A 26,396-nucleotide genomic window follows, 5' to 3' on the forward strand; every position below is an offset into this window, starting at 1 on the left:
TCGACCCCGCAATGAGTGACCAAACGGCGCACCGGGCAGGTGCGCATTCGCAGCGCACATGCAGGTTTCCTGTTGTGGGAACGCATCAGCGAGGCACGGATTTACTGCCTCGGGCTATCTACTGAGTCAAAGAGGCTTGCAGCGGCACGGTCAGCTCGACCCGCAGCCCGTCCGGGCGGCTATCGAACTGCAAGCCGCAGCCGCATCGCTGAACGATGGCCTGGACGATCGCCAGCCCCAACCCGCAACCTTCGCTCTGCCCAGTGCGCCAGAAGCGCTGCGTCAGGTGCTGGACATCGTCGGCGGCAATGCCGGGCCCGTGGTCGCGTACCTGGAAACGCACGCGCTGGCCCACCATTTCCAGGTTCAGCTCGACGTCAGTATCGTCCGGGGTATGGCGCAAGGCGTTGTCCAACAGATTGCGCAGCGCGGCTATGGACAAGACCGCCGGCATCTGGACCGGCGCATCGGACAATTGCGGCGAGACATGCAGCCTGATTCGCTGGGGAGCGCCATTGGCCGCGTCCTGGATAGCCAGCCGCGCGACTTGCGCGGCATTGCATTGCACACCGTCGTCGAACGACAGGCTGCCCTCGACCCGGGCCAGCAACAACAATTGTTCCAGGGTACGGTGCAACCGATCGGCGCCCTCCTCCGCCCGCGCCAGGGACTGGTCGCGAGCGGCGCCGTCGGTCATGCGCGCCACCTGCAGGTGCGTCTTGATGGCGGTCAAGGGGCTGCGCAATTCATGGGCCGCGTCACCGGTCAGGCGGCGCTCACGTTCGATGGCCTTGCCGATGCGCAGCAGCAGCTGGTTCTGGGTTTCCAGCAAGGGTTGCAACTCGCTGGGCAACGGCTGGATCTGCAACGGCTCCAGGGAGTCCGCGTTACGCCGCGTCAACGCATCGCGCATGCGATTGAGCGGCGCCAAGCCCTGGCCGACGCCTAGCCACAACAGGCACAGGCAACCGAGCAACGCCACGCCGACCGGCACCGACGCCGCCAACAGCACCGACATGTTCAAGGCTTCGCGTTCAATCTGGCGGTCGGCGGTGGTGATACGCAAGTCGCCACGGGCCAGGGTGAAGCTGCGCCACGGCGCGCCATCGATCATCTGGTCATGAAAGCCCATCTTCTCGGCTTCCAGCGGTTGTCCCGGGGTGTCGTGGCTGCGTGCCAGGATTTCGCCCCGCAACGAGGTAACCTGACAAGCCATGCCCCCCGGGACGCTCAGTTGTTCGGCGCTGAAATGCGTACCCTCACCCTTGCTGGGCACCGGCGGCAATTGCTCCAGCAGCCCGGCGACCATCTGTGCCGAGGCGACCAGGCGCTGATCGAGAGAAAACATCATCTGATTGCGCAGGTCGCTGAGCATCCACGCCGCCGCCAAGGCCCAGATCAGGGCAAATGCCGCGCCCAGGGTCAGGCTCAAGCGCAATCGCAGGCTCATCACTTGGAAGATTCCCCGCCGTCGGCCGGCCCCAGGCGATAGCCCAGCCCGCGCACCGTCTCGACAACGCCATTGCCCAGTTTGCGTCGCAGGTGGTGGATATGGACGTTGAGCGCATTGCTTTCCAGCTCGTCATTGAAGCCGTAGACGCTGTCCTTGAGTTGCTCGGTGGAGAGCACCCGGCCACGGCTGTGCAACAACGCCTGCAATAGCGCCTGCTCGCGCCGGGAGAGGTCAACCGGCTGGCCGTCCAGGGTGGTTTCCCGGCTGCTGGGGTCATACGTCAGGCGACCATGTTCGATCAGGTTGACGCTGCGCCCGGCAACGCGCCGCAACAACGTATGCAGGCGCGCCGCCAGCTCGCGCAGGTCGAAGGGCTTGAGCAGATAGTCATCGGCGCCGGCCTGCAAGCCGTCGACACGGTCGGTCACCGAGTCCCTCGCGGTCAGGATCAGCACCGGGATTTCCAGGCCCTGCTGGCGCAATTGCTTGAGCAGCTTGAGGCCATCTTCATCGGGCAAGCCGAGGTCCAGCACCATGACATCGAACGTCGCCACGCCGACCATGGCCCGCGCCGCCGATGCCGTGGCGACGTGCTCGACCGTCAGGCCTTGAGCCGTGAGCCCGGCCACGATGCCGCTGGCAATCAGCGCATCATCTTCGCATACCAATACGTGCATGAACGCTCCATGGGCAAAAGCCGCGATTGAACCAAGTGAACATTAAGGCGCAATTATGGCAGCCCGCAAAGCCGTGGGTGCGAGGCATACCAGTAACCGTTGGAAACATTCGAACCCATCGCCATACATATATACCGCACCCGAATGGACCGTCGCTTTTACTTTGGTACCCGCTGGACACATATTTTCCTTATCGAAGCAGGTATCCCAACATGTATACGCATACGAACGCGCTGCTCAGTTACGCCGACTTTGTCACCGCGATCCAAAACCTGGTCGACCATGTAAAAAAGCAACGAACAATGGCGACAAACGAGGGCCTGGAGTTATACAACCTGGGAGAATTCAACAGGGCGAAACTCCATCTATTGATAGCTGCCACGGATGGCAACAAAGAAGCGCAATATGCCTTGGCGGAGGTGCTGAGGCGTGACGCCGGAAACATGACCGAAGAGGCGCGAAACTGGTACCAAAAGGCTGCTGGTCAAGATCATTTCTACGCCCTGCTGCGACTGGCGGACGGAACGTCGTTGGCCAAGGCCAAGGCATTGGCTGAAGCCAACGCAGACCCGGCTGAGCGCCTGCTACAGCTTTACGAATTGACGGGGGACATCGAGTCGTTGAGAAAATCCGAGCGAGCCGGTTCCTCCGAGGCCAAATGTATCCTGGCTTACTCGTATGGAAGGGATGAAAAACTCGTCCCCTCCGGCCTCACCCCAACGGCTGAACAGACGAGACTCCTGCTGGAGGCCGCGATTGCGGGCTTGCCCAAAGCCATGGCGTGGTACCCCAGACTGTTAACAGTACGCGATAAGACAACCAGACGTGCCTGGCTGGAAAAGAGGCTTCAGCTCAATGATGTCAATGCCTTGCTGGACTACGCCTTTGCGATCTCGACGGAATACGACATGGACGAGGATGAACAGGAATACGGCTACGAAAAAGACCTTGTCAAAGCCTACGCTCTGCTCTGGCTGGTCAGTGATACAACGCGCCAATTCAAGCGCCACGCTGATACTGTCAAAAATCTCGCCCACCTCGAAGCGCAATTGACCGCGCAAGAAATCACCGACGCCAAGCAACAGGCCCAAGCGTGGAAACTGAGCCATCCCCCGATGTCCGAATACCGGTTAACCTATCAGGAATTCTGATTGGCCCGACGGGTGCCGGCACGTTTGTAGGCTGGCGTTAACTTAAGGTTAATCGCCAGCCGCCACTGTGCGCCTCACTCTCCTGGTTCTAAGGCTCTACCCCATGCGTCGATTGTTTTTGCTGTGGCTGTTTCTGATCTCGGGCCTGGCCCAGGCCGCCAATCCCTTCGAAACCAAGCCCGACTTCCTGCCGGTGGAAAAGGCATTCGTCTTTACTTCCGAACGCCTGGACTCCGGTGAAACCCAGTTGTTCTGGCAGATCGCCGACGGGTATTACCTGTATCAGCAGCGGCTCAAGTTCGATGGCCTGGCCGAAGCGCAGAAACCGAAGCTGCCCGAGGGCGAAGCCCACAGCGACGAGTTCTTCGGCGACCAGCAAGTCTACCGCCAGGCATTGGAGCTGAAGATTCCCGCCGGGGCTACCGGCAAGGTCAAGGTCGGTTTCCAGGGCTGCGCCGATGCGGGCCTGTGCTATCCGCCCCAGACCCAAATCGTAGACCTGGGCGGCGCCGCACCGGTGGCAAGCACTGGCGAGGCGCAAGACCAGGCGCTGGCCAACGGCTTGCAGCAGCGCACGCTGGGCTGGAGCCTGCTGGTGTTCTTCGGCCTTGGGCTGTTGCTGGCGTTTACCCCTTGTTCGCTGCCGATGCTGCCAATCCTGGCGGGATTGGTGGTGGGTAGCGGCGCCGGCCCCCGGCGCGGCCTGGCGTTGGCCGGCAGCTACGTGATCAGCATGGCGATGGTGTACGCCGCCATGGGCGTGCTTGCTGCGCTGTTGGGAGCCAATCTGCAGGCATTGCTGCAACAGCCGTGGTTGCTGGGCACCTTCGCGGCCATCTTCGTTGTATTGGCACTGCCGATGTTTGGCTTTTTCGAACTGCAACTCCCAGCCGCCCTGCGTGATCGCTTGGAAAACGCCGGCCGCCAGCGCCGCGGTGGCAGCCTGGTGGGTGCCGGCGTTCTGGGAGCCCTGTCCGGTCTGTTGGTAGGGCCGTGCATGACTGCGCCGCTGGCCGGCGCGCTGTTGTACATCGCCCAGAGCGGCAACGCGCTGCATGGCGGCCTGATCCTGTTCACCATGGGTGTCGGCATGGGCCTGCCGCTGTTGTTGCTGGTGACCGTCGGCAATCGTTTCCTGCCCAAGCCAGGCGCCTGGATGAACCTGCTCAAGGGCGTATTCGGCTTCCTGTTCCTGGGTACCGCGTTGCTGATGATCCGCCCAGTCATCGACGGCTCGCTGTGGATCGGCCTTTGGGGCGCTCTGCTGCTGATTGCCGCTTACTGCGCCTGGCGCCAGACCCAGGGGTTCGGTCGCGCGCCCTATCTGTGGGGCAGCGTATCGCTGCTGTTCGGGTTGTGGGGAAGCCTGCTGGTGGTCGGGGCGGCGGGAGGCAGCGACGATCTGTTCAAGCCGCTGGAGGTCTACAGCGGTGCCCAGGGCAATGCGACTGCCCAGGCCCACGACGCCTTCATCACCGTCAGCGAGCCCGCCGCCCTGCAACGGGAATTGGACAGCGCCAAGGCCCAGGGCCAATGGGTCCTGCTGGACTACTACGCCGATTGGTGCGTGTCGTGCAAAATCATCGAGAAACAGGTGTTTGGCCGCGCCGAAGTCATGGCCGCGCTTAGCGACGTGCGCCTGCTGCGCCTGGACGTCACTGCCGACAACGCCGCCAGCCGAGCGCTGCTCCAGCGCTACCAGGTGCCGGGCCCGCCCAGCCTGCTGTGGATCGGGCCCGACGCAGAAGAACGCCGTGGCCAGCGCATCACGGGCGAGATCGATGCCAAAGGCTTCCTGGAGCGTTGGAACCTGACCCGGGATGCAGGCTGATGCTGACCTTTACCCTGGGCACCTTTGCCATCGCTATCCATCACCTCCTGTTGATCAGCGCGCTGGCATTGGCGACGTTCGTCGGCTGGCGAGTGGCCAAGCGCGGGGGCGAGAACCCCGAGTCGGTGCTGTTCGTGCTGTTTTTGCTCGGGCTGCTCGCCGCGCGAACAGGTTTTGTCGTGGCGTACTGGAACCATTATCGGGACGACCTCTGGCAGATCGTCGATCTGCGCGATGGCGGTTTCCTTGCATGGCCGGGGATATTGGTGCTGTTGGCCGCGGCGCTGCTGTGGGCGCGGCGCCGACCGACCCTGCGCCGGCCATTGGGCTTTGGTGTGGGCAGCGGCCTGCTGTTCTGGCTGGTGGCGACAATGTCATTGACCATCTATGACCAAGGCACGCGGTTGCCGGAGATCGAGCTGCGCAACGCCGACGGCCAAACGGTGAAACTTACCGACTATCAGGGCGGGCCTCTGGTGGTCAATCTGTGGGCCACCTGGTGCCCGCCCTGCCGTCGCGAAATGCCGGTGCTGGAAGCCGCTCAACTGGAACGCCCGGACTTGACTTTCCTGTTCGTCAATCAGGCCGAAAGCATGCATAGCGTCAGCACTTACCTCGCCACCCAGGGCCTGAGCCTGCACAACGTGCTGTTCGACGGCAGTGGCCGTCTCGCCCAGGCCGTCGGGTCAATGGCCTTGCCGACGACCCTGTTCTACGGCGCCGATGGCCGCCTGCTCGGCAGTCACCTGGGTGAACTGTCGGAAGCCAGCCTGGCCCGCGCCCTGGAAAATTTCGAAACGCCGGGTCCAACCTCGGCGATCCCACCTTCTACAAGGAAACTGCCATGCCCCGCCTCCACCACCTGCTGACCCTGGCTTTCGCCGGCGCGTTGCTGCAGGCACCGCTGCTTCACGCCGAAGAATTGCCAGCGGCCATCAAGAAGATCGAAGCCAAGGGCGCGAAAATCGTCGGCACCTTCCAAGCACCGGACGGCCTGCGCGGCTACGCGGCGCAATACCAGAACCGTGGGATGGCGCTGTACCTGACGCCGGACGGCAAACACGTCCTGCTGGGCAACCTGTACGACGCCGACGGCAAGGACTTGAGCGCCGAACCGCTGCAAAAACTGGTCTATGCCCCGATGGCCAAGGAAATCTGGGCGAAAATGGAGGCCAGCAACTGGATCGCCGACGGCAGCAAGGACGCACCGCGCACCGTGTACCTGTTCAGTGACCCCAATTGCCCGTATTGCAACATGTTCTGGGAACAGGCCCGGCCGTGGGTCAAGGCCGGCAAGGTGCAGTTGCGCCACATCATGGTGGGCATCATCCGCGAAGACAGCCCCGGCAAATCGGCCGCCCTGCTCGCGGCCAAGGCGCCAGAAAAGGCGCTGGCCGACCATGAGAAAGCCGGCAAGGGCAGCTCCCTCAAGCCGCTCAAGGAAATACCACCGGCCATCCAGGCGAAACTGGACGCCAATCAGCAATTGATGGACGAGTTGGAGCTGTCCTCCACGCCAGCTATTTTCTACCTCGATGACCAGGGCGAACTGCAACAGCAGAAAGGCGCGCCGTCGTCGGACAAACTGGTGGAGATTCTCGGGCCTAAGTGATCCGGAACACTGAACTGTGGCGAGGGGATTTATCCCCTCGCCACAAAGTCAGTGCATCCGTTTCAGAAATCCCAACAACGCTTCAGTCACACATTCCGGATTCTCCAGGTTGGATATATGCCCCGCCTGCGCAATCAGCATGTGTTCGCAGCCGATCAGCTCGGCCATTTCCCGGGCCTCGGACGGTGGCCGCGGCTTGTCCTGGTCGCCACACATCACCAGCGTGCGCCTGGCATCCAGTTCAGGCAGGCGCGACAGGATGTCGTCCCGACCAAAAATGATCCGCCCCAACGGCACGATACTGTCCCTCAGGCGATCCGTTGGCAGCGCGGCCAAGGTGGCACGGAACTGCTGGTAGAGCGCCGACCGCGGATCGATGCCCGGCCGGAAGAAAATCGGCACGATGATATCCAGCAGCGGCTCGGGCACGCTGCCACTGGCCTCGATCTTGTCGAACAGTGAAAAATAATACTGGCGGGTCGGTTCCGGCTCTACCCCGACGTAGGTGTCCATCAACACCAGCGAACTCACTCGCTTAGGCGCTGCCAGCGCCAACCGCGCTCCCCACATTCCGCCCACCGACAGGCCGACCAGGTTGAAGCAGTCGATATCCAGGTGATCCATCAACGCCAGTGTCTGGCGGGACAGGTCGTCCAGTGAGGTCATGCCCTCGGGAAGTCGTCCGGATTGCCCGTGGCCCCATAGCTCCGGGACGATGACCCGATAGTGTTTCGACAGGGCATCGACCTGTGGCGCCCACATGCTCTGGTCCCACAAATAGCTGCTACCCAGCACCACTACCGGGCCTTGGCCCTGGTCCAGGTAATGGAGCGGTTGTCCGTCAATCGTTGCAAAGGGCATCGGTGACCTCCTTGTTTGGCAATGGAATGGCCCAGGGGAGACTGCCGTGACCCGCACTGAGCGTCAACCGCTGGGCTAAACCGCTTCGTAACGACCTGTAAGGTCTGACAGTAGATAAACGCAGCCACTGACGATAGCTCGACGGTTCGATCACAAAACCGCGACAAAAGTCTCGCCCCCCATCGCGAGCAGGCTCGCTCCCACATTTTGATCTCTGGACTCCGATCCATTGTGGGAGCGAGCCTGTCGCGATGAGGCCGCGACAGGCATCACAGCACTACAATCCCTCCAACTCCGCCATCAGATCATTCAACCGGTCCACTTTCTCCTCGGTCATTTCGCTGGCTTGCAACCCCGCAATGTATTCAGCCAATTGCTCCACGGTGCTGCACTCGAACATCGCCCTGAGCGGCACGTTGCGTTGCAAGGCCTTCTGCACGCGGGAGGCAATTTGTGTCGCCAGCAAGGAGTGCCCGCCCAGCTCAAGGAAATTGTCCCGCGCCCCCACCCGCTCGACCTTCAACACTTCGGCCCAGATATCCGCCAGGGTCTGCTCCAGCGCATTGGCGGGCGCCTGGTAGTCGTGGCCGTGCAACTGGCCGATTTCCAACGCCGGCAGCCCCTTGCGATCGAGCTTGCCGTTGGCATTGAGGGGCAAGCGGTCGAGCCACAGCCAGTGCAGCGGCACCATGTATTCGGGCAGCTCGCTGCGCAGGCGCTGTTTGATCCGATCCAGGCGTTCGCTCGGGCTGAGCGTCGAGTCGGCAGCAACCAGATAGCCCACCAGATGCTTGCCATTGACGCCCTCCTGCACCCCGACCGCCGCGTCGCGGACTTCGGGCTGCTCATGCAGCCGTGCTTCGATTTCCCCCAGTTCGATGCGGTAACCGCGGATCTTCACTTGATGATCGATGCGCCCGACGTATTCCAGCACGCCATCGCTGCGGCGGCGCGCCAGGTCGCCAGTGCGGTACAGCCGCTCGCCCGGCGCGCCGAACGGGTTGGGCACGAAGACCGGCGCCGTACGCAACGGATCGCCGACATAACCACGCCCCACTCCGGTGCCGGCGACGCACAACTCGCCCACCGCGCCCAACGGCACCAGTTCCAGCGCGCCGTCGAGCACGTACAAACGGTTGTTGTCGGTCGGCGTGCCGATGGGCAGGTAGGTGCCACGGGTCGAGGCCATGTCGACCCGGAAGAACGCCACATCATCGGAACATTCCGCCGGTCCGTAGGCATTCACTAGGGCGATGTCGGGGTAACGTACCAGCCATTGATGGGCCAGTTCCGGTGGCATCGCTTCGCCGGTGGGCAGCATCCAGCGCAAGCCATCCAGACCGGTGTGCTCCTGGGCGAGCATGCCCTGGATCAACGAAGGCACGCTTTCCAGCACGGTAATGCCCTGACGACCCACATGGTCCAACAGTCCTTGGGGATCGTGAGCGATGGCATTGGGCACGATGTCCACCCGGGCGCCGAACAACGGGGCGGCCAGGAACTGCCACACCGAAATGTCGAAGCTCTGGGACGCGGTCTGGGCGATCACGTCCGTTTCATCCAGCGCCAGGTACGGCACTTTGCTGAGCTGGTTGTTGAGCATGCCGCGCTGCTGCACCATCACGCCTTTGGGCAAGCCGGTGGAGCCAGAGGTGTAGATCACATAGGCGAGGTTGTCCGGCCCGCTGTAAACGCCAGGATTGTCCACCGCCGTATCACTGCCCTGGACGTCTTCCCAGACCAGCAGCTTCGGCCTCCCGGCACAGGCGAACTCTTCCAGCAAGGCCAACGCCTGTTCGCGACAAGCTCTCGTGCACACCAGCAACGGCGTGCGGCTCAGCTCGATGATGCGGCTCAGGCGTTGGCTCGGCAGGCCTGGGTCCAGCGGCAGATAACCGCCGCCGGCCTTGAAGCTGCCGATGATCATGCCCAGCAAGTCCAGGCCGCGCTCGGCCAGCAGCGCCACCGGCTGGTCGAGACCGACGCCCGCCTCGATCAGCCCATGACCGAGGCGGTTGCTGCGTTCGTTCAACGCGGCGTAAGTCCAGCTGTCGTCCTGGCAACTGGCGGCAATGCGTTGCGGATGAGCCGCCACCCGGGCCTCGAACAGCTCCACGTAACTCTGCTCCAGCGGATAGGCACGTTCGCTCTGGTTGCAGCCCTCGATGAGGAAAGTCTTTTCTTCAGACCCGATCAGCGCCAGCTCGGCCATGTCACCGTGGAAACCTTCGATCAGCGCCAGCAGCAATCGCTTGAACTCACCCAGCAGCCCCTGGACCGTCGACTCATTGAAGTAACGCTGGTCGTAGGACAGGTGCAGTCCGAGATCGTCGCCCGGGTAACACACCGCCGTCAGCGGGAAGTTGGTGTGGGTGCGCCCTGAATCCGAGGTGGCGTTGAGGCTCTGGGCGCGGTCCAGCACCGAGACTTCCACCGGCGCGTTCTCGAACACGAACAGGCTGTCGAACAACGGCTGGCCCTTGGGCAGTTCGCTGACCTCCTGGATGCTCACCAGCGGCAGGTATTCGTACTCGCGCAGTTGCATGTTGCTGTCCAGCAAACCGTTGAGCCATTGGCGCACGCTGCAACGCTGGTCATCCGACGGAATCTGCACTCGCAAGGCGACGCTGTTGATGAACAGCCCCACCGTGCGCTGCATGTGCGGCAGCTCCACCGGACGGCCGGCCACGGTGACGCCGAACAGCACGTCGCGATCGCCGCTGACCCTACGCAGCACCAAGGCCCACGCGGCCTGGGCGAAGGTATTGACGGTCAGCTGATGGGCCTGGGCCAGCTCGCGCAAACGCGCACCGTCTCGAACGTCGAGCCGGGTGTAGCAATCGCCGACGACCATGCCGCCGCTGTCACCGGCGTGCTCGCGCAGGAACGGTCGATCCGCGGGGATCGGCGTGGTCCGCTCGAAGCCTTGCAGGTTCTTCTGCCACCACTGCCGGGCTTCGGCCAGGCTCTGGTGTTGCAGCCAACCGATGTAGTCGCGATAGCGCGGCGGCACGGCCAGGTGGGGCTCGCGCTGTTCGCCAAGGGCCGTGTAGATTTCGAAGAAATCGTCCATCAGCAGCGAACGGCACCACGCATCGATGAGGATGTGGTGGTTGCTCATCATGAACCAGTAACGCGCCGCGCCAACCCGGATCAAGCGCAAGTGGAACGGCGCCTCGTTCAACAGATCGAAACCGGCCTCCCGTTCGCTCTTGAGCAGCGCCTGGAGTTTGGGCTCCTGGGCGTCGTCGGGTACTTGCGTCCAGTCGAGGTATTGCACCGGCGTGCGGCCGGGTTTGTGGATGACCTGCAGCATGTCTTCACCGACATTCCAGCAGAACGAGGCGCGCAAGGCTTCGTGACGGGCGATCACCGCCTGCCAGGCTTGGGCGAAACGCTGAGGGTCGAGTTCACTGTTGATGCGGTAGCGGTCCTGCATGTAGTACAGGCCCGTGCCCGGTTCCAGCAAGGTGTGCAGCAGCATGCCTTCCTGCATCGGCGTCAGTGGGTAGACGTCTTCGATCTCCGCGGCCGGCACCGGCAGGTTGTCCAGTTGCGCCTGGGTCAGTTTCGCCAGCGGGAAGTCCGACGGCGTCAGGCCGCCCGCCTCGTCCGTCAGGCAGTGTTCGATCAAGTGCTGCAGTTCGTCGAGGTAAGCGTTGGCCAGCACGGCGATGCTCTGGCGGTCATGGCGCTCGGCACTGAAGGTCCAGCGCAGCGCCAGTTCGCCGCCGCTGACCTGGCAGTCGAGGCTCAGCTCGTTGGGCAGCGGAGCGTCGGGGTCGTGAATCGCGCCAAGCGGCTCGTCCAGCGGTCGGAACAGCGCGTCCTGGCCGAGGGCATGGTCGAGCTGGCCGAGGTAGTTGAAAGTGACCATCGCTTGCGGCAGGCCGGCCATCGCCTCGCGGGTGCCGCTGTCTGTCAGGTAACGCAGCACGCCATAGCCGAGGCCCTTATGGGGCACGGCGCGCAGTTGCTCCTTGATGGCTTTGATCGAGGTGCCGATATCATCGGCCGATGGGCTCAGGCGCAGCGGATAGACACTGGTAAACCATCCCACGGTGCGGGTCAGATCGATGTCATCGAACAGCGCCTCGCGACCATGACCTTCGAGCTGGACCAACGCCGAATCGTGATTGCTCCAACGGCACAGCACCCGGGCCAGCGCCGTGAGCAACAGGTCATTGACCTGGGTGCGGTAGGCACTGGGCGCCTGTTGCAGCAATTGCCGGGTGCGCTCGGCGTCCAGGCGCAGGCTGACGATGTCGGCATGCCGTTCCTGCCGCCCGCCGTCGGGACGCGCGCAAGGCAGTGTCACCTGCGGACCACTTAACTGACCTTGCCACCAGCTCATTTCCTCGCGCAGGGATTCGCTACCGGCGTAGGCCCGCAAACGCGCGGCCCAATCACGCAAGGGGCTGGTCTTGGCTGGCATTTGCAGCGTTTGTCCGGCGACGCATTGGCGGTAAGCCGTTTGCAGATCGTCCATCAGCACCCGCCATGACACACCGTCCACCACCAGGTGGTGAATCGCGATCAGCAGGCGCTGCCGACCGTCCGGTAGCTGCGCCAGCACGGCCCGCAGCAGCGGCCCAGTCGCCAGTTCGAAGCCACGCTGAGCCTGGGCAAACACGGTTTCGCAGGCGTGCGGCGAGCCCACCGATACCGTTTCCAGCAGCGCTCCCTCGAACACTGGCTGATGCTCGGCGCGCCACTGACCGGCGCTGTTGCCAAAGCCCAGGCGCAAGGCGTCGTGCTGCTCGAAAACGGCGCGCAACGCTTGCTCCAGACCATCCGCTTCCAAGGGCGTGGTCGGCTCCAGCAACAACGCCTGGTTCCAATGTTCACGGTTGGGTATTTCGTTGGCCAAGAACCAGTGCTGGATCGGCGTCAACCCCGACTCACCGCTCAACAACCCTTGCTCGGCGCTCACCTGTTCGCTGCGAGTTGCGACCGCCGCCAGGGCCTGCACGGTCTGGTGCTGGAACAGGTCGCGTGGCGTGAAGTGGAGGCCCTGTTGCCGGGCCCGGCTGACGACCTGGATCGACAGGATCGAATCGCCGCCCAGCTCGAAGAAGTTGTCGTTGAGGCCGACCTGCTTCAGGTTCAGCACGTCGCACCAGATTGCCGCCAGCGCTTGCTCCAAGGCATTGCTCGGCGCCACGTATTGTTGGCGATTGAGCTCCGGATCCGGCATCGGCAAGGCGCGGCGGTCGAGCTTGCCGTTGGCGGTCAGCGGCATGCTCGCCAGCAGGATCAAGTGCGCGGGCACCATGTAGTCCGGTAGCTGCGCCCTGAGGTGGTTCTTCAACGCTTCGCGCAGCGACGCTTGCCCGGCGGCGTCCTGAGCGGCGATGTCGGTGGCCAGATAACCGGCCAGTTGCTTGCCGCCGGGCATGTCCAGGGCCAGTACCACGGCCTCGCGCACGGCATCGTGCTCCAACAAACGGTTTTCGATTTCCCCCAGCTCGATGCGGAAACCGCGAATCTTCACCTGATGGTCGATGCGTCCAAGGTACTCCACCTGGCCGTCGGCGCGCTGGCGCACCAAATCGCCAGTGCGATACAACCGTCCGCCATTGGCGGCAAACGGGTCGGCGACGAAACGCTCGGCGGTCATGCCCGGGCGCTGGTGATAACCCTGGGCCAGCCCGGCGCCGCCAACGTACAACTCACCGGTCGCGCCCTGCGGCACCAATGCCAGGTCGGCGTCGAGAATGTAGGCGACCCGAGCACCGATCACGCTGCCGATCGGCACGCTGCCGGCGCCCTCCTCCAGTCGCTCCGGGGCGAGGCTCGCCAGCGGCATGACCACGGTTTCGGTCGGCCCGTAGGCGTTGAAGAATAGATCCGGGCTGAATGCGGCGCGGATACGCTGCAAATGCTCGCCGGTCAGGGCCTCACCACCGGTGATGCACATGCGCACCGGCAGCGTCTGGCCCTGGGTCGCCAGCCATTGCGACAATTGGCTGCCATAGCTGGGGGTGAAACCGAGGATATTGATGCGGTGTTGGCGAATCAGGCCGCAGATTTCCTCGGCATCCCACTGGCCCTGAGCGCGCAGCACCACGTGGGCCCCGCTGAGCAAGGGCACCAGCAAGCGCTCGGTGGCGGCGTCGAAATTGATCGAATAGAAATGCAGCTCGCAGTCTTCGGGGCGCATGCCGAAGCGCTGGATCACCGCCTGGCAATGCATGGCGATTTCGCCGTGGGACACCACCACACCCTTGGGTTTGCCGGTGGAGCCGGAGGTGTAGATCAAGTAAGCCTGGTGTTGCGGCAGATTGATCAGCCCTGGTGACTGGTCGGGGTAATCCGCCACGGCCGCGCTGTCGTCTTCCAGGCACCAGCGCTGCACGCCTTCCGGCAGTGGGCCTAGGGCCTGGAACATGGCCCGATCGCTGAGCAACAGACCGACGCCGCTGTCCTCGATCATGTAGAGCAAGCGGTCCAGCGGGTATTCCGGATCCAGCGGCACGTAGGCGCCACCCGCCTTGAGGATCGCCAGCAAGCCGACGACCATTTCCAGCGAGCGCTCCAGGGCCAGGCCCACGCGAACCTGAGGCCCGACACCACGTTCGCGCAACATCCAGGCCAGGCGATTGGCCCGGCGTTCGAGTTCGCCATAGGTCAGGGTCTGCTCGGCGAACGTCAGCGCCGGCGCGTCCGGGCGCACCCTGGCCTGTTCTTCGAACAATGAATGGATGCATCGATCCAGGCGATGCTCGCCCGGTTCTTCGCCCAGACTCTCGAGCAACTGCCGCTGTTCGCCGGCCTCCAGCAACGACAGCTCGCTCAGCCGCCGGGCCGGATCCACCAGCAGCGCTTCCAACAGGTTGCGCCAGTGCCCGGCCATGCGGGCAATGCGTGGCTCGTCGAACAAATCGGTGCTGTAGGTCAGGCAGCAACCCAGGCGCCGGTCCAGATCGGTGACTTCCAGGTTGAGGTCGAACTTGGTGGCCCGCGCATCGTTGACCAGATAGTCGACGCTCATGCCGGCCAGCGTGCGGCTTTGTTGGAATTCCCACCGCTGCACGTTGCACATCACCTGGAACAGCGGGTTGTACGCCGCGCTGCGCGGTGGCTGCAACGCTTCCACCAGATGATCGAACGGCAGGTCCTGGTGGGACTGGCCCTCGATCACGGTGTGGCGCACCTGCTCCAATAGCTCGCCAACGGACATCTGCCCGTCGAGTTGGCAACGCAGCACTTGGGTGTTGAGGAACGCGCCGATCAACCCTTCACTTTCCGGACGGATGCGGTTGGCCACCGGCGCGCCGATGCGCAGGTCGGTCTGGCCGCTGTAGCGATAAAGCAGCACGGCCAGGGCAGCGGTCACCGTCATGAAAAGGGTCAAGCCATGCTCGGCGTTGAAGGCACGAACCCGTGCGGCCAAGTCATCGCTGAGGTCGAAACGGAACAGTTCGCCGCGATGGCTTTGTACCGGCGGACGCGGGCGGTCCCCCGGCAATTCCAGCAAGGGATGTTCGCGGCCCAGCTGCGCGGTCCAGTAATCGAGTTGGCGTTGGCGCTCGCCGGATTCCAACCACTGGCGCTGCCAGGCGCTGTAGTCCAGGTACTGCACCGGCAACGGTTCCAGCGGCGACTCGCGATCATCGATAAAGGCTTCGTACAGCGCGCTTAGCTCCCGGGCGAAGATGTCCATCGCCCAGCCCTCGGTGACGATGTGATGCAGCGTCAGCACCAGGTAATGTTCGTGCTCGGCGGTCTTGACCAGGCATGCCCGCAGCAGCGGCCCGGTTTCCAGGTCAAAGGGCTCGTGAGCTTCGCTGTCGGCCAGTTGCTGCACCCGTTGCTGGCGAATGTCGGCGTCGAGCATGGAGAAGTCCTTCCAGTCCATGCGCAGGCCCGTCTCGTCGTGTACGTGCTGGCGAGGCACGCCGTCGACGCTCGGGAACGTGGTGCGCAAGGTTTCATGGCGCAGGATCAACGCCTGCAACGCCGCTTCGAAGCGCCCGACATCCAGCACCCCGCGCAGCCGCGCCATGCCACCGACGTTGTAGGCCGGGCTATGCGGTTCCATCTGCCAGAGGAACCACATGCGTTGCTGGGAATAGGACAACGGCACCGGTTGGCTGCGGTCGACTTTCTCGATCGGCGGCTGACGGTTGGTCCGGCCGCTGGCCTGGATCAACCGCACTTGCTCGGCGAACGCTCCCAGCTCACTGGCTTCGAACAACGCACGCAACGGCAGCTCGACATCGCAGGCCTGGCGCGTACGGGAAATGATCTGGGTCGCCAGCAACGAATGGCCGCCCAGGGCGAAAAAATCGTCCCTCAAGCCGACGCGGGCAAGGCCCAGCACGTCGCGCCAGATCGCGGCGATCTGCTGTTCGAGAGCGCTGGCCGGTTCGACGTGTTCGCGCACCTGCCATTGCGGCTCGGGCAAGGCACGACGGTCGAGCTTGCCGCTCGGGCTCAGGGGCATGGCGTCCAGGCGCAGCAGTTGGGCGGGCACCATGTAGTCAGGCAGCTCACTGGCAAGGGCGTTTTTCAAGCGCGCGGCCTGGACGATATCGTCTTCATCAAGGACTGCTGCGGTGTAATAGCCGATCAACTGCGGACCGGCCGCCGTATCGCGCACCAGCACCGCCGCCTGGGCGACGCCGTCCTGGGCCAGCAACCGCGCCTCGATTTCCTGAGGTTCGACGCGGAAACCGCGCAGCTTCACCTGCTGATCGAGGCGGCCGAGGTATTCGATGACGCCGTCGGCACCCCAGCGCGCCCGGTCCCCGGTCCGGTAGAGCCGCGCGCCCGCCAGCCCTTGGGGGTCGGCGACGAAGCGCTCCGCGGTCAACCCGGGGCGCCCGAGGTAACCCCGGGCCAGGCCCAGGCCACCGATGCACAGCTCACCCGGCACGCCGGCGGGCACGGGATTGAGTTCACTGTCGAGGATGCGGCACAGCACGTTAGTCAAGGGACGGCCGATGGGCGAGCGCTCGCCATCTTCTGCGGTGCAGTGCCAATGAGTGACGTTGATCGCGGTTTCGGTCGGGCCATAACGGTTGTGCAATTGCGCCGCCGGCAACTGCGCCAGCACCCGGTTACGCAATTCGGCTGGCAAGGCTTCGCCCCCGGAGAAAATCCGCCGCAGGCCGGTGCAACGGGCACTCAACGGCTCGTCGATAAACAGGCTGAGCAACGGCGGGACGAAGTGCAGCGTGGTTACGCCAAACTGCTCGACCAATTGAGCGATGCGGTGCGGGTCGCGGTGTTCCCCCGGGCCGGCCAGGACCAATCGGCTGCCAGCGATCAGCGGCCAGAAGCACTCCCACACCGACACGTCGAAACTGATCGGCGCCTTTTGCATCAACACGTCGGTTTCATCCAGCTCATAGGCGGCCTGCATCCACTGCAAGCGTTCAGCCAGGGCCGCGTGGGTATTGCCGACACCCTTGGGTTGGCCGGTCGAGCCGGAGGTGTAGATCACGTAGGCCAGATGATCGCCGTGCAGGTGCAACCGCGGCGGGTTGCTCGGCCATTGCTCCAGGTGCAGCGCATCCATGGCGATGACGCTGACGCCCTCGCAGGCCGGCAAGCGTTCGAGCAGCGCGGTTTGGGTCAGCAGCAGATCGACGCCGCTGTCGTGGAGCATGTAGGCCAGGCGTTCGCTCGGGTAATCGACATCCAGCGGCACGTAGGCGCCACCTGCCTTGATGATCGCCAGCACGCCAACAAGCAATTGCGGCGAGCGCTCGGCGGCAATCGCCACGCACACGTCCGGGCCCACGCCTTTGTCCCGAAGATAATGGGCCAGCCGATTGGCCTGGGCGTGCAATTCAGCGTAGTCCAGCGAGCCGCCATCCCACTGCAATGCCCTGCGTTGCGGTGTGAGCCGGGCCTGGTCATTAAGCAGTTCCGGGAGCCATTGCGTGGCGGGCGCGCAGGGTGCCGCCGCCCAACGCTGCTGCTGGGCGAGTTCATCGGCGCTCAACAACGGCAAATCGCCCAGGGCCTGCTGCGGATCAGCGCAGACCGCCCGCAGCAAACTGCAAAAGTGCTCGGCCAGGCGCGCGATGGTTGCCGCCTCGAACAACTCGTCTGCGTAGTCGAACGACAGTGTCAGCCGACCGTTGCGGTCTTCTTCGCTGTGCAACTGCAGGTCGAACTTGGCCTCGCGGCTGTGCCATGGCAACTCATCCGCCAACAGTCCCGGCAGACGCCGCAACGCGCCGAGGTCCCGCTGCTGGTGGTTGAACATCACCTGGAACAGACCTTGATCGCGAGCCTGGGGAAAGGCTTCCAACAGCTGTTCGAAGGGCAGGTCCTGATGGGCCTGGGCGGCGAGCGTCGCCTCCCGGGCCTGGGCCAGCAGCGCGGCGAAGGGTTGACGCGAATCGGTTTGCGCACGCAGCACCTGAGTGTTGATGAAAAAACCGATCAAGCCTTGGGTTTCCAGGCGCGGGCGGTTGGCGTTGGGTACGCCGACGCGAATGTCGGACTGACCGGTGTAGCGCTGCAACAAGGCCTGGAACGCCGCCAGCAACAGCATGAACACCGTCGCGTCATGGGCCTGGGCGATCTGGCGCAGAGCATCACTGAGTGACTTGTCCACGCGCAGGCTATGGCGCGAGGCGCTGCGACGCAGTTGGGCACTGCGCGGGTGGTCGGTGCCCAGCGCCAGGGTCGGGTGCTCGTCGCCCAACTGCTGTTTCCAATACGCCAGTTGGCGATCGGCTTCGCCCTGGGCAAGCCATTGCCGTTGCCAACTGCCGTAGTCGGCGTATTGCAGCGGCAACGGCGCCAGCGCGGCGATTTGTCCTTGGGACGCTGCGGCGTACAGTCGCGAGAATTCTTCGATCAAGACATTCATCGACCAGCCATCGGCAATGATGTGGTGCATCGTCACCAACAGCAGGTGATCGTCTTCCGCCAGGCGCAGCAAGGCGACCCGCAGCAGCGGGCCTTTTTCCAAGTCGAATTGAGTGGCTGCTTCGTCTTCGCGGATACGCTGGGCCTGGGCTTCGCGTTGATCGGTGGCCACGTCGCTGAGGTCGATCACCTGGAGATTGAACTCGCCGGCCGGATCGATCCGCTGCAGGGCCACGCCGTCGCGCTCCAGGAACCGTGTGCGCAAGGATTCATGGCGCTCGGTCAATTGTTGGAGGCTGGCGCGCAGCGCTTGTTCGTCCAACTCACCGCGCAGGCGCAGAGCGCCGGGGATGTTGTAGGCGCGGCTGGCAGGGTCCAGCTGCCAGGTCAGCCACAAACGGTTCTGGGCCAGGGACTGCGGCAGGGCTTCATCGCGCGCCAACGCTTTGATGGCGCCTTGGGCCTGGCCGCCGTCCTGTTGCAGATTTGCCACTGCCGTCGCGAACGCGTCCAGGGTTGGCGCTTCGAAGAGCAGGCGCAGGTTGAGTTCCAGACCAAGCACTTCACGCAGCCGCGCAATGACTTGGGTGGCTGCGATGGAATTGCCGCCCAACAGGAAAAAATGATCGTCGCCACGAACCCGCTCAACGTGTAGCTGCTCGCACCAGAGGCGGCCGATCAATTCTTGCAGCTCGGATGATGGCGCGGTTTCATCGCCGGTTTCAGCCTTGGCCGAGGGGAACCGTGCATAGCTGTCGAGGCTGGCGTCCGCCAACCGGGCGCGGCACGCCGAACGTTGCAGTTTGCCGCTGGACGTCTTGGGCAGCGCCCCCGGGTTGAGCAGCACCACCACGCTCGGCGCTTGCTGGCAGGCGTCGGCCACGGCCTGGCGAATCGCGTTGATCAAGGCGTCGGGGGGCAGGATCTTCTGTACGCTACGGCTGATTTCAGCAGCGATGCCGATGCCTTCCTCGCCCGCCTCATCGACGGCGAAGGCGGCAACCCGTCCTTTGCGCACCACTTCCACTTCCCGTTCGATGGTTTGCTCGATGTCCTGGGGGTAGAGGTTGTGCCCGCGCACGATCAGCATGTCCTTCAGGCGGCCGGTGATGTACAGCTCGCCTTCGCGCATAAAACCCAGGTCGCCGGTGCGCAGCCAAGTGCGGCCGTCATGCTGGACGAAGGTCTTGGCGCTGGCCTCGGGGTTGCGCCAGTAACCGTGGGCGATGCTCGGGCCGGCGGCCCAGACCTCGCCCACCTGGCTGTCGGCCAGCGGTTGCAGGGTGTTGGGTTCGACGATCAGCACCGCATGATCCGGCTGGCTCACGCCACAACTCATCACCGCGCAGCCCTGCCCCGGCTCGGCACGGTTTTGCGTCAAGGCTGCATCGTCCATGCGCATCGATGGGATGCCTCGGCCACGTGGCGTGCCGGCCACGAACAACGTCGCCTCGGCGAGCCCGTAGGAGGCCATGAAACGGTCGGCCGTGAAGCCGCACGCAGCAAATTTCCCGGCAAAGCGCTCCAGGCTGTCGAGGCGGATCGGCTCGGAGCCGGAATAGGCCACGCGCCAGCCACTCAGGTCGAGGCGGCTCAGGGCGGACTCACTGACCCGTTCGCTGCACAAGCGATAGGCGAAGTCCGGGCCGCCGCTGATGGTGCCGCCGTACTCGCTGATCGCTTCGAGCCAACGCAACGGCCGGGCGAGGAAATAGGCCGGCGACATCAGCACGCAAGGCACGCCGCTGAAGATCGGCTGTAGCAAGCCGCCAATCAGGCCCATGTCGTGGTAAAGCGGCAGCCAGCTGACGATGACATCGTCGGGGTTCACATCGATGCCGAAGCCACGGCGGATCAACAGTTCATTGGCGACCAGGTTGCCGTGGCTGACCTGCACGCCCTTTGGCAAGGCGGTGGAACCGGAGGTGTATTGCAGGAAAGCAATGTCATCGCGTTGCAGCTGCGGCGCTTGCCATTGCTCGGCGCGGGTCGGATCGAGCGTATCGACGCACAGCACCGGCGGTGCCGATTCGATGGCTTGCAAGGTGTCGCGCAGGTCAGCGGTGGTCAGCAACAGCCGCGGCTCGGCATCGGCGATGATCGACAGCAAGCGCTCCTGATGATGCCGACGGGAGGATTCCGGCGGATAGGCCGGTACGGCGATCACGCCGGCATACAGGCAACCGAAGAATGCCGCGACATAATCCGGGCCGCTGGGGAACAACAGCACCGCTCGATCAGCGAATCGGGCCTCGGCCTGCAAGGCGGCGGCGATGGTCCGGGCGCGTTGATCCAGGTCGCGATAACTCAACACCACGCCCTGCTCCGGGGTATCGGCCAGGAAGCGCAAGGCCACCTGATCCGGGGTCAACGCGGCGCGGCGCTGGAGTGCGTGAGCCAGGGTGCGGGGAAGTTCGAACGCGTCGGTCATGGGGGGTTCCTGCCTGAAATTCGGCTTGCAAGTGGTCACCCATGGGGACGGATAACACCGGCAAATAATTAGTCGGCGACCTTGTCCTCACGCGGGTGGCAGAACTGCAAGCCATCACGCGCCGCGGCAACGGGTCGCAGCTATCGGGCTGGACTTCCTTTCATCAATAATTCTTCTTCTCAATTGACAATAATTATCATTACGCCTAATTTGGCCGTCGATGTGTAGGACATGTCCGCCGGACCGGTCGTCCTGCTAACTATTTGCAGCAAGGTGAATTCCATGACGGAACAAGTATCCACAAGCAGGTGCGACTCACCGCTACTCCAGGCATTCGTCGATAACCGAACCATCCTGGTCAAGATCGCAGCGCGTATCACGGGCTGCCGGTCCCGGGCCGAAGATGTGGTCCAGGATGCGTTTTTCCGGTTGCAGTCGGCGCCCCAGATCACCTCGTCCTTCAAGGCCCAGCTCAGTTATCTGTTCCAGATCGTGCGCAACCTGGCCATCGATCATTACCGCAAGCAAGCGCTGGAACAGAAATACTCGGGGCCGGAAGAGGAAGGGCTGAACGTGGTGATCCAGGGTGCTTCGCCGGAAACGTCTCACATCAACTTCTCCACGCTCGAGCACATTGCCGAGGCCCTGACCGAGTTGCCGAGCCGCACCCGCTATGCCTTCGAGATGTATCGCCTGCACGGCGTGCCGCAGAAAGACATCGCCAAGGAGCTGGGGGTCTCGCCGACGTTGGTGAACTTCATGATCCGCGATGCCCTGGTGCATTGCCGCAAGGTGTCCGGGGTGCGTGGAGATACCTTCGCTCGGCGGTGATTCCGCGGGGCTGACCGAGCAAGCTCACTCCCACGCAAGCGTCGTCGCAGTGCATGTGGGAGCGAGCTTGCTCGCGATGGGGCCTTGAGAATTGCGGTGAGATTTACATCAACGAACACCGGTCAAAAAACCGCTCGCGCCCCAGGATCATCAGCGCCGCTCGCTTGTGCGGAAAGTCGAATTCCTTTTCGCAGTGGAAACACTGGTTGTGCAGATGCCCGATCATGCGGGCGTTGTCGGCCCGGGGCTCGGCCACCACGCGCTGGGTGCGCGGATCGTCCAGAAACAGATAGTGCACCAATGCCGACAGCCAGCTGGCGACCTTATGCGGGCCACGGTGTTGTTCCTCGCCCACCAACATGTGAATGCCACGGTCATAATCGTTGGCCTGGTAGAACGGCGCGATTCGATCCTCCTTGGCCCAGTAGGCCTCGAAATAGGCGAATGGCTCGTCGCTGAAACAGCCGATCAGCGTCAAGACCCGAGGGTCGTGCTGCAAGTTGCCCAGGTACTCCCGGTGCTGCTCCAGGCTACCCTCCTCCTGCCAGAAGCTGGCGACCCGAGGGCTGTTCTGCCAACGATTGAAACGCGTCAGGTCCTGCTCGATTTCAAGGGTTCGCAAGGACACCCAGGCGCCCAGCCGCGCGTCGAAACGCCGATACACCTCGCCCCGAGGCTTGATGGGCCGGCGAGGATGACGCTTGCCATCGGTGATGATCATCTGTTGCGGATAACTGCCACTGAACGACTCCCCCAGCCAGGGCTGCGGCAGTTGCCAGAACAGCGTACGTTCGCATGCGTATTCGTTGGGTTGCGCGGTGCCCACCAGCAGGCCGCTGAGCAACGCTTCACCAGGACGCTCGTCAAGATGCCAGACCAGGCACTGGCAGCCCGGATCCCGGGTAAACAGCCAATAGCAGGCCGCCCAAAGCGCCGGCCCCACCGGGCGCCCGTTGGTTTCCTGCAAATGCACGTGCAAGGGCGCGCCCCGTTCCAGGCGCAGCCGGATCAGCGGCGCGCCTTCGAGCATCAGGCTCAGGTGACGTTCGGTTTCATCGGCGCCCAGGCAGCGACCGCCGGGCAAGGGCAGCGTCGCTGCAGGATTGAGGTCAGGCATTGAAGGCTCACGTATTCGTCGGTAATCAACGTGTGACGTGAGCCGGAAGGGGAAATTTAGTGTCGCCTCAGTGGCGAGGGGTCGACACGAGCTCGATCTGGTAGGGCATGAAAATCTCCAACAGCTGCCCGCTGTCTCTCAACTTGCCCAGCAATTGCCCAAACGCCTCCCCGGAGATCGGCGCCTGGGGTCGCAGCAGCGCGAAATGGTGATAAATCTGGTCGATACGCTCGGACACGAGCAGTTGCGGAGCGACTTGAGGATTGCGCAGCAGATAGTCGCTGAGGTACGAACGGGTCACCAGCGCAACGTCCGCGCGCCCACGCAAGACCATTTGCAGATTGCTGTCATGGGAATACGTCAGCGTGGCGTTGAACTGGCCGATCAGGAACTTGGGATCGGCATTGAACTCGGCAAAAGCGTAGTGATAACCGCTGAACAGAGCCAGCCGCTTGGCCCGCAGGTCCGCGAAATAGCTCTGCTGGCGGTCAGGCAAACGCTGGGTCACGAAGATCTCCGCATCCTCCAGGCCCATGTCCACCGTGGTATGCGGCACATCCTGCCAACCCCAGTCAGGGTTTTCGAAGATGGCCATGTCGATCCGGCCTTGCTTGAAATCATTGAAGCGCCGCGGGATCGAGGTAGGGACGAGCACAAACTGGTAATCGGCCTGGGCGCGATTCAACGCCTCGACCAGTTCCGGTAGCAGGCCGGTGTCCGCACCTTTTTCGGGTCGAACGGTATAGGGCGGAAAATGTGCCGCACCGATCCGGACCAGCTGCGCCGCCTCGACGGGCAACATCCATAACAAGGCCAGAGCAGCCAGAACGCGCGAGGTCACCCCCATCGGCGAAAACGTCAAGATAACCACTCCCCCAGAAGTCCGTTCAATTTGTTCACGCTAGGCGGTTTCAGGCGCTTGGCCAGCCGCTGGTTTATCGTTTTCTTGCAATACCAGAATCAGCGCCTGGTCAGCCAATTGATCAAGGCTCAGGCTACCTCCGGCGCGAAACCAGGTGGAGGTCCAGGACAATGCACCTGTCAGGAAACGTCGGGTAACGAATACGTCCCCGCGAATATACCCGGCCTCCTTGGCCTCTCCCAGGACTTCAAGCCACACACGTTCGTAGATATCACGCAAGGCCAGCACTTGCCGCTGCCCTTCCTCGGACAAAGAGCGCCATTCGTAGACCAGCACCGCCATCGCCTCGCCGTTTTCCCCCGTGATCGATTGCAATTCACAGCGGATCAACGCCAGCACCCGCTCGCGAATGCTGCCGCCCTCTGCCAGGGCTGCCCGCATCATCGCGGTGTTGTAGCGGACGGTCTCTTCCATCACCGCCCACAGAATTTCGTCCTTGCTTTTGAAATGATGAAAAATACTGCCCGACTGAATGCCCACGGCGCTGGCCAGATCCCGCACCGTGGTGCGCTCGAAGCCTTTGTTGCGGAACAGGTGGGCGGCGGTCTGGAGCAGTTTGCCGCGAGCGCTGTCCGGATCGGTCAGTTGCCCGGCGTCGACCAGCTCACGCATCACGTCCAAGGCTTTTTGCTCGTTCACCTACTTTGCTCCTCAGTCGAACGATCAATGCGCGGCCACTCTCAGAATCGCAGTGACACGGCAATTTAAGCTGGCCGGGGCAACCAAGCAAGCGCTCGGGCGCAAGAACCTGCGCTCGGTCCTTCGTGTCGGCGCCTCACGATAGGGCTAGGCGCAAGCGCCGGGTTTGACTACGCTCAAACCCATCAGCACGTCGATACCGGGAACTCTGCAATGCCTCACTGGCTGGTGATTGATCTGGAGGCCACCACCGATGAAGGTGGCTGGCCGGTAACCGAAATGGAAATTATCGAAATCGGCGCGACCCTGGTGAATCGAGACGGCCGGGAAATCGATCATTTCCAGCGGTTCGTACGGCCGCTGAGGCGACCGCTGCTCACCCCTTTCTGTCGCTCGCTGACCCACATCAGCCAGGCCAACATCGACAGTGCCGGGCCTCTGACCGAGGTCTGGCCGGCGTTCGAACATTGGCTGGCGCCCTACCACCCCAACCTGGAAGGCTGGGTCAGTTGGGGCGACTACGATCGCAAGCAGCTGCTTCAGGAATGGCAGCAACAGCGATTGCACAGCCTCCTCGGCCAAGTGCCGCACATGAACCTCAAGCAACGTTTTGCCAAGGCCCGCCGGTTGGAACGACCGTTGGGGCTCAATAGCGCGCTGCAACTGGCCGGGCTGCAATTTTGCGGACAACAGCACCGCGCGCTCGAGGACGCCCGCAATACAGCGCGACTATTGCCTCTGGTGCTGACGGGCTGACCCGGCGTAGCAGATGACGGCCCGTGTGGCCTTGTGCATACTGGCCGGCCTTTTTCAGCCCTTTCTCGAGGAATCGCCCATGTTCAAAGTCAACGAGTACTTCGACGGCACCGTCAAGTCGATCGCGTTCGGCACTGCCGAAGGCCCCGCGACCATCGGCGTCATGGCACCGGGCGAATACGAATTCGGCACCGCCCAGCGGGAAATCATGCACGTCGTTTCCGGCGCCCTGACCGTGAAACTGCCTGACAGCACCGACTGGGAAACCTTCGCGGCCGGCAGCCAGTTCAACGTCCCGGCCAACAGCAAGTTCCAGCTCAAGGTCGCCGTCGACACGGCTTACCTGTGCGAATATCGCGGCTGAGTCGGACCGTAGCGAGGGCGCTTGCCCCCACGGCAAAAGCGATTGCGTGTTAAATGAAATGCCCGTGTCCAATGACACGGGCATTTTTTATTCCAGCACTTCGACCGGCATGCCCACTTCCAGGCTGCCGTTACCGTCATTGACCAGGTTCTGCCCGAACATCGCACCGTCCGGGGTCGAACGGTACTGCAGCAACGTCGCGAAAGGCTCGCGCTGCGGATCGCGCTCACCGGTCTGCGGATCGATCGTGGTCATGATGCAGCGCGAGCACGGCTTGACCACGCGCAACTCAATATCGCCGATACGGATACGCTTCCAACCATCTTCGGCGAACGCCTCGCTGCCCTCGACCACCAGGTTCGGACGGAAACGCAGCATTTCCAGCGGGCGACCTACCCTGCCAGACAGGTCCTGCAATGAGGCCTGGCCGATCAACAGCAAGGGAAAACCGTCGGCGAAGGCCACCTTGTCATCGTCCTTGCCATACCCGGCGGCTGTGGTGCGGGCCAACTCCACTGGCACATGCACGAGCCGGGTAGGATTGCCGATGAACGCGCTGACCCAGGCAGCCGCCTCGTCGCCCGCATCCGGCACGCGCAACGTGTCGCGCCAGATGATCACGCCGCGCCGCTGTTCTTCGTGGGCAGGCGGCAACGGCACTTCGATGACGCCATGGCCCGGCGCACTGAGCGTAAGGCCACCCGCCTCGTTCCACAGCGCCGAAAGCTGGCTCATTTTCGCCACGGCTCGCTGGGTCAGGAACCGTCCGCTGGCCTCATCCACCAGCATCCAGCGACGATCACCGTCGAGCCCGAGCTTGTCCAGGCCAATCCCTTGGACCTGCTGCCCCTTGCCGGACTTCAACGGATAACGGTAAAGCGCACTCAGCCGCAACATGATCGACGTTCCTGGTGGCGA

Annotated in this window: 15 protein-coding genes; 7 read left to right on the forward strand and 8 right to left on the reverse strand. The window is 63.3% G+C overall.

What is annotated here, in order from left to right; genetic code table 11:
• Nucleotides 1-118: 118 nt before the first annotated feature.
• Both J3P76_RS16720 and J3P76_RS16725 read right to left on the reverse strand, forming a co-directional pair.
• Entirely contained in the window at nt 119-1,450 is a 1,332-nt protein-coding gene (locus tag J3P76_RS16720; protein ID WP_434610473.1) for an ATP-binding protein, read from the reverse strand.
• Complete coding sequence (locus tag J3P76_RS16725) at nt 1,450-2,130, reverse strand: response regulator (protein WP_420764756.1); 681 nt, start codon at nt 2,128-2,130, stop codon at nt 1,450-1,452. The genes J3P76_RS16720 and J3P76_RS16725 overlap by 1 nt, the downstream gene beginning before the upstream one ends.
• A 212-nt stretch (nt 2,131-2,342) precedes the next feature.
• Between J3P76_RS16725 and J3P76_RS16730 the strand changes: the two genes are divergently transcribed.
• From J3P76_RS16730 to dsbG, 4 genes are all read left to right on the forward strand, one after another.
• A complete protein-coding gene (locus tag J3P76_RS16730) occupies nt 2,343-3,281 on the forward strand; it encodes a sel1 repeat family protein (RefSeq protein WP_434700997.1) in 939 nt (312 codons plus the stop codon).
• 103 nt (nt 3,282-3,384) lie between these two features.
• The gene (gene dsbD, locus J3P76_RS16735) at nt 3,385-5,112 is read left to right on the forward strand and encodes a protein-disulfide reductase DsbD (RefSeq protein ID WP_434700998.1); all 1,728 of its coding nucleotides are present in this window, start codon (nt 3,385-3,387) and stop codon (nt 5,110-5,112) included.
• Nucleotides 5,112-5,981, forward strand: coding sequence for a TlpA family protein disulfide reductase (locus J3P76_RS16740; protein WP_434610468.1), 870 nt, complete (start codon nt 5,112-5,114; stop codon nt 5,979-5,981). Before dsbD ends, J3P76_RS16740 begins: the two co-directional genes overlap by 1 nt.
• Entirely contained in the window at nt 5,957-6,724 is a 768-nt protein-coding gene (gene dsbG / locus J3P76_RS16745) for a thiol:disulfide interchange protein DsbG (RefSeq protein WP_434610466.1), read from the forward strand. Before J3P76_RS16740 ends, dsbG begins: the two co-directional genes overlap by 25 nt.
• Nucleotides 6,725-6,772: 48 nt before the next feature.
• Here dsbG and J3P76_RS16750 read toward each other — a convergent pair whose 3' ends face one another.
• Nucleotides 6,773-7,585 carry an alpha/beta fold hydrolase gene (locus J3P76_RS16750; protein ID WP_434610463.1) on the reverse strand — a complete coding sequence of 271 codons (813 nt, stop codon included), beginning with the start codon at nt 7,583-7,585 and terminating at the stop codon, nt 6,773-6,775.
• 277 nt (nt 7,586-7,862) lie between these two features.
• Nucleotides 7,863-20,849 carry a non-ribosomal peptide synthetase gene (locus J3P76_RS16755; RefSeq protein ID WP_434700999.1) on the reverse strand — a complete coding sequence of 4,329 codons (12,987 nt, stop codon included), beginning with the start codon at nt 20,847-20,849 and terminating at the stop codon, nt 7,863-7,865.
• A 282-nt stretch (nt 20,850-21,131) separates the two neighbouring features.
• Between J3P76_RS16755 and J3P76_RS16760 the strand changes: the two genes are divergently transcribed.
• Nucleotides 21,132-21,680 carry an RNA polymerase factor sigma-70 gene (locus J3P76_RS16760; protein ID WP_039589001.1) on the forward strand — a complete coding sequence of 183 codons (549 nt, stop codon included), beginning with the start codon at nt 21,132-21,134 and terminating at the stop codon, nt 21,678-21,680.
• 103 nt (nt 21,681-21,783) lie between these two features.
• Here the strand turns inward: J3P76_RS16760 and J3P76_RS16765 are convergent, their stop codons facing one another.
• The 3 genes from J3P76_RS16765 to J3P76_RS16775 form a co-directional block, all read right to left on the reverse strand.
• Nucleotides 21,784-22,797: a GNAT family N-acetyltransferase gene (locus tag J3P76_RS16765; protein WP_434610459.1), complete on the reverse strand. Its 1,014-nt coding sequence runs from the start codon at nt 22,795-22,797 to the stop codon at nt 21,784-21,786.
• Nucleotides 22,798-22,864: 67 nt separating this feature from the next.
• Complete coding sequence (locus J3P76_RS16770) at nt 22,865-23,659, reverse strand: substrate-binding periplasmic protein (RefSeq protein ID WP_434610457.1); 795 nt, start codon at nt 23,657-23,659, stop codon at nt 22,865-22,867.
• 39 nt (nt 23,660-23,698) lie between these two features.
• Nucleotides 23,699-24,358 carry a TetR/AcrR family transcriptional regulator gene (locus J3P76_RS16775; RefSeq protein ID WP_434610455.1) on the reverse strand — a complete coding sequence of 220 codons (660 nt, stop codon included), beginning with the start codon at nt 24,356-24,358 and terminating at the stop codon, nt 23,699-23,701.
• Between the two features lie 213 nt (nt 24,359-24,571).
• On the opposite strand from J3P76_RS16775, the gene J3P76_RS16780 reads away from it, so the two are divergent.
• The gene (locus J3P76_RS16780; RefSeq protein WP_434563176.1) at nt 24,572-25,114 is read left to right on the forward strand and encodes an exonuclease domain-containing protein; all 543 of its coding nucleotides are present in this window, start codon (nt 24,572-24,574) and stop codon (nt 25,112-25,114) included.
• A 79-nt stretch (nt 25,115-25,193) separates the two neighbouring features.
• Nucleotides 25,194-25,478, forward strand: a complete 285-nt coding sequence (locus tag J3P76_RS16785) for a pyrimidine/purine nucleoside phosphorylase (RefSeq protein WP_003183665.1) — start codon at nt 25,194-25,196, stop codon at nt 25,476-25,478.
• 87 nt (nt 25,479-25,565) lie between these two features.
• Here J3P76_RS16785 and J3P76_RS16790 read toward each other — a convergent pair whose 3' ends face one another.
• On the reverse strand, nt 25,566-26,375 hold the full coding sequence (locus tag J3P76_RS16790; protein WP_434610452.1) for an MOSC domain-containing protein: 810 nt from the start codon (nt 26,373-26,375) through the stop codon (nt 25,566-25,568).
• Between the last annotated feature and the right edge of the window lie 21 nt (nt 26,376-26,396).

Origin of the sequence: Pseudomonas sp. D1-36, assembly GCF_051132205.1 — a bacterium.
In the GTDB taxonomy this organism is placed as follows: Bacteria; Pseudomonadota; Gammaproteobacteria; order Pseudomonadales; family Pseudomonadaceae; genus Aquipseudomonas.

Excerpts from the sequence above, each read along its gene's own strand:
- J3P76_RS16720 (WP_434610473.1), bottom strand. The coding sequence starts at position 1,450 with ATGAGCCTGCGATTGCGCTTGAGCCTGACCCTGGGCGCGGCATTTGCC.
- J3P76_RS16725 (WP_420764756.1), bottom strand. The coding sequence starts at position 2,130 with ATGCACGTATTGGTATGCGAAGATGATGCGCTGATTGCCAGCGGCATC.
- J3P76_RS16730 (WP_434700997.1), top strand. The coding sequence starts at position 2,343 with ATGTATACGCATACGAACGCGCTGCTCAGTTACGCCGACTTTGTCACC.
- dsbD (WP_434700998.1), top strand. The coding sequence starts at position 3,385 with ATGCGTCGATTGTTTTTGCTGTGGCTGTTTCTGATCTCGGGCCTGGCC.
- J3P76_RS16740 (WP_434610468.1), top strand. The coding sequence starts at position 5,112 with ATGCTGACCTTTACCCTGGGCACCTTTGCCATCGCTATCCATCACCTC.
- dsbG (WP_434610466.1), top strand. The coding sequence starts at position 5,957 with ATGCCCCGCCTCCACCACCTGCTGACCCTGGCTTTCGCCGGCGCGTTG.
- J3P76_RS16750 (WP_434610463.1), bottom strand. The coding sequence starts at position 7,585 with ATGCCCTTTGCAACGATTGACGGACAACCGCTCCATTACCTGGACCAG.
- J3P76_RS16755 (WP_434700999.1), bottom strand. The coding sequence starts at position 20,849 with ATGACCGACGCGTTCGAACTTCCCCGCACCCTGGCTCACGCACTCCAG.
- J3P76_RS16760 (WP_039589001.1), top strand. The coding sequence starts at position 21,132 with ATGACGGAACAAGTATCCACAAGCAGGTGCGACTCACCGCTACTCCAG.
- J3P76_RS16765 (WP_434610459.1), bottom strand. The coding sequence starts at position 22,797 with ATGCCTGACCTCAATCCTGCAGCGACGCTGCCCTTGCCCGGCGGTCGC.
- J3P76_RS16780 (WP_434563176.1), top strand. The coding sequence starts at position 24,572 with ATGCCTCACTGGCTGGTGATTGATCTGGAGGCCACCACCGATGAAGGT.
- J3P76_RS16785 (WP_003183665.1), top strand. The coding sequence starts at position 25,194 with ATGTTCAAAGTCAACGAGTACTTCGACGGCACCGTCAAGTCGATCGCG.
- J3P76_RS16790 (WP_434610452.1), bottom strand. The coding sequence starts at position 26,375 with ATGTTGCGGCTGAGTGCGCTTTACCGTTATCCGTTGAAGTCCGGCAAG.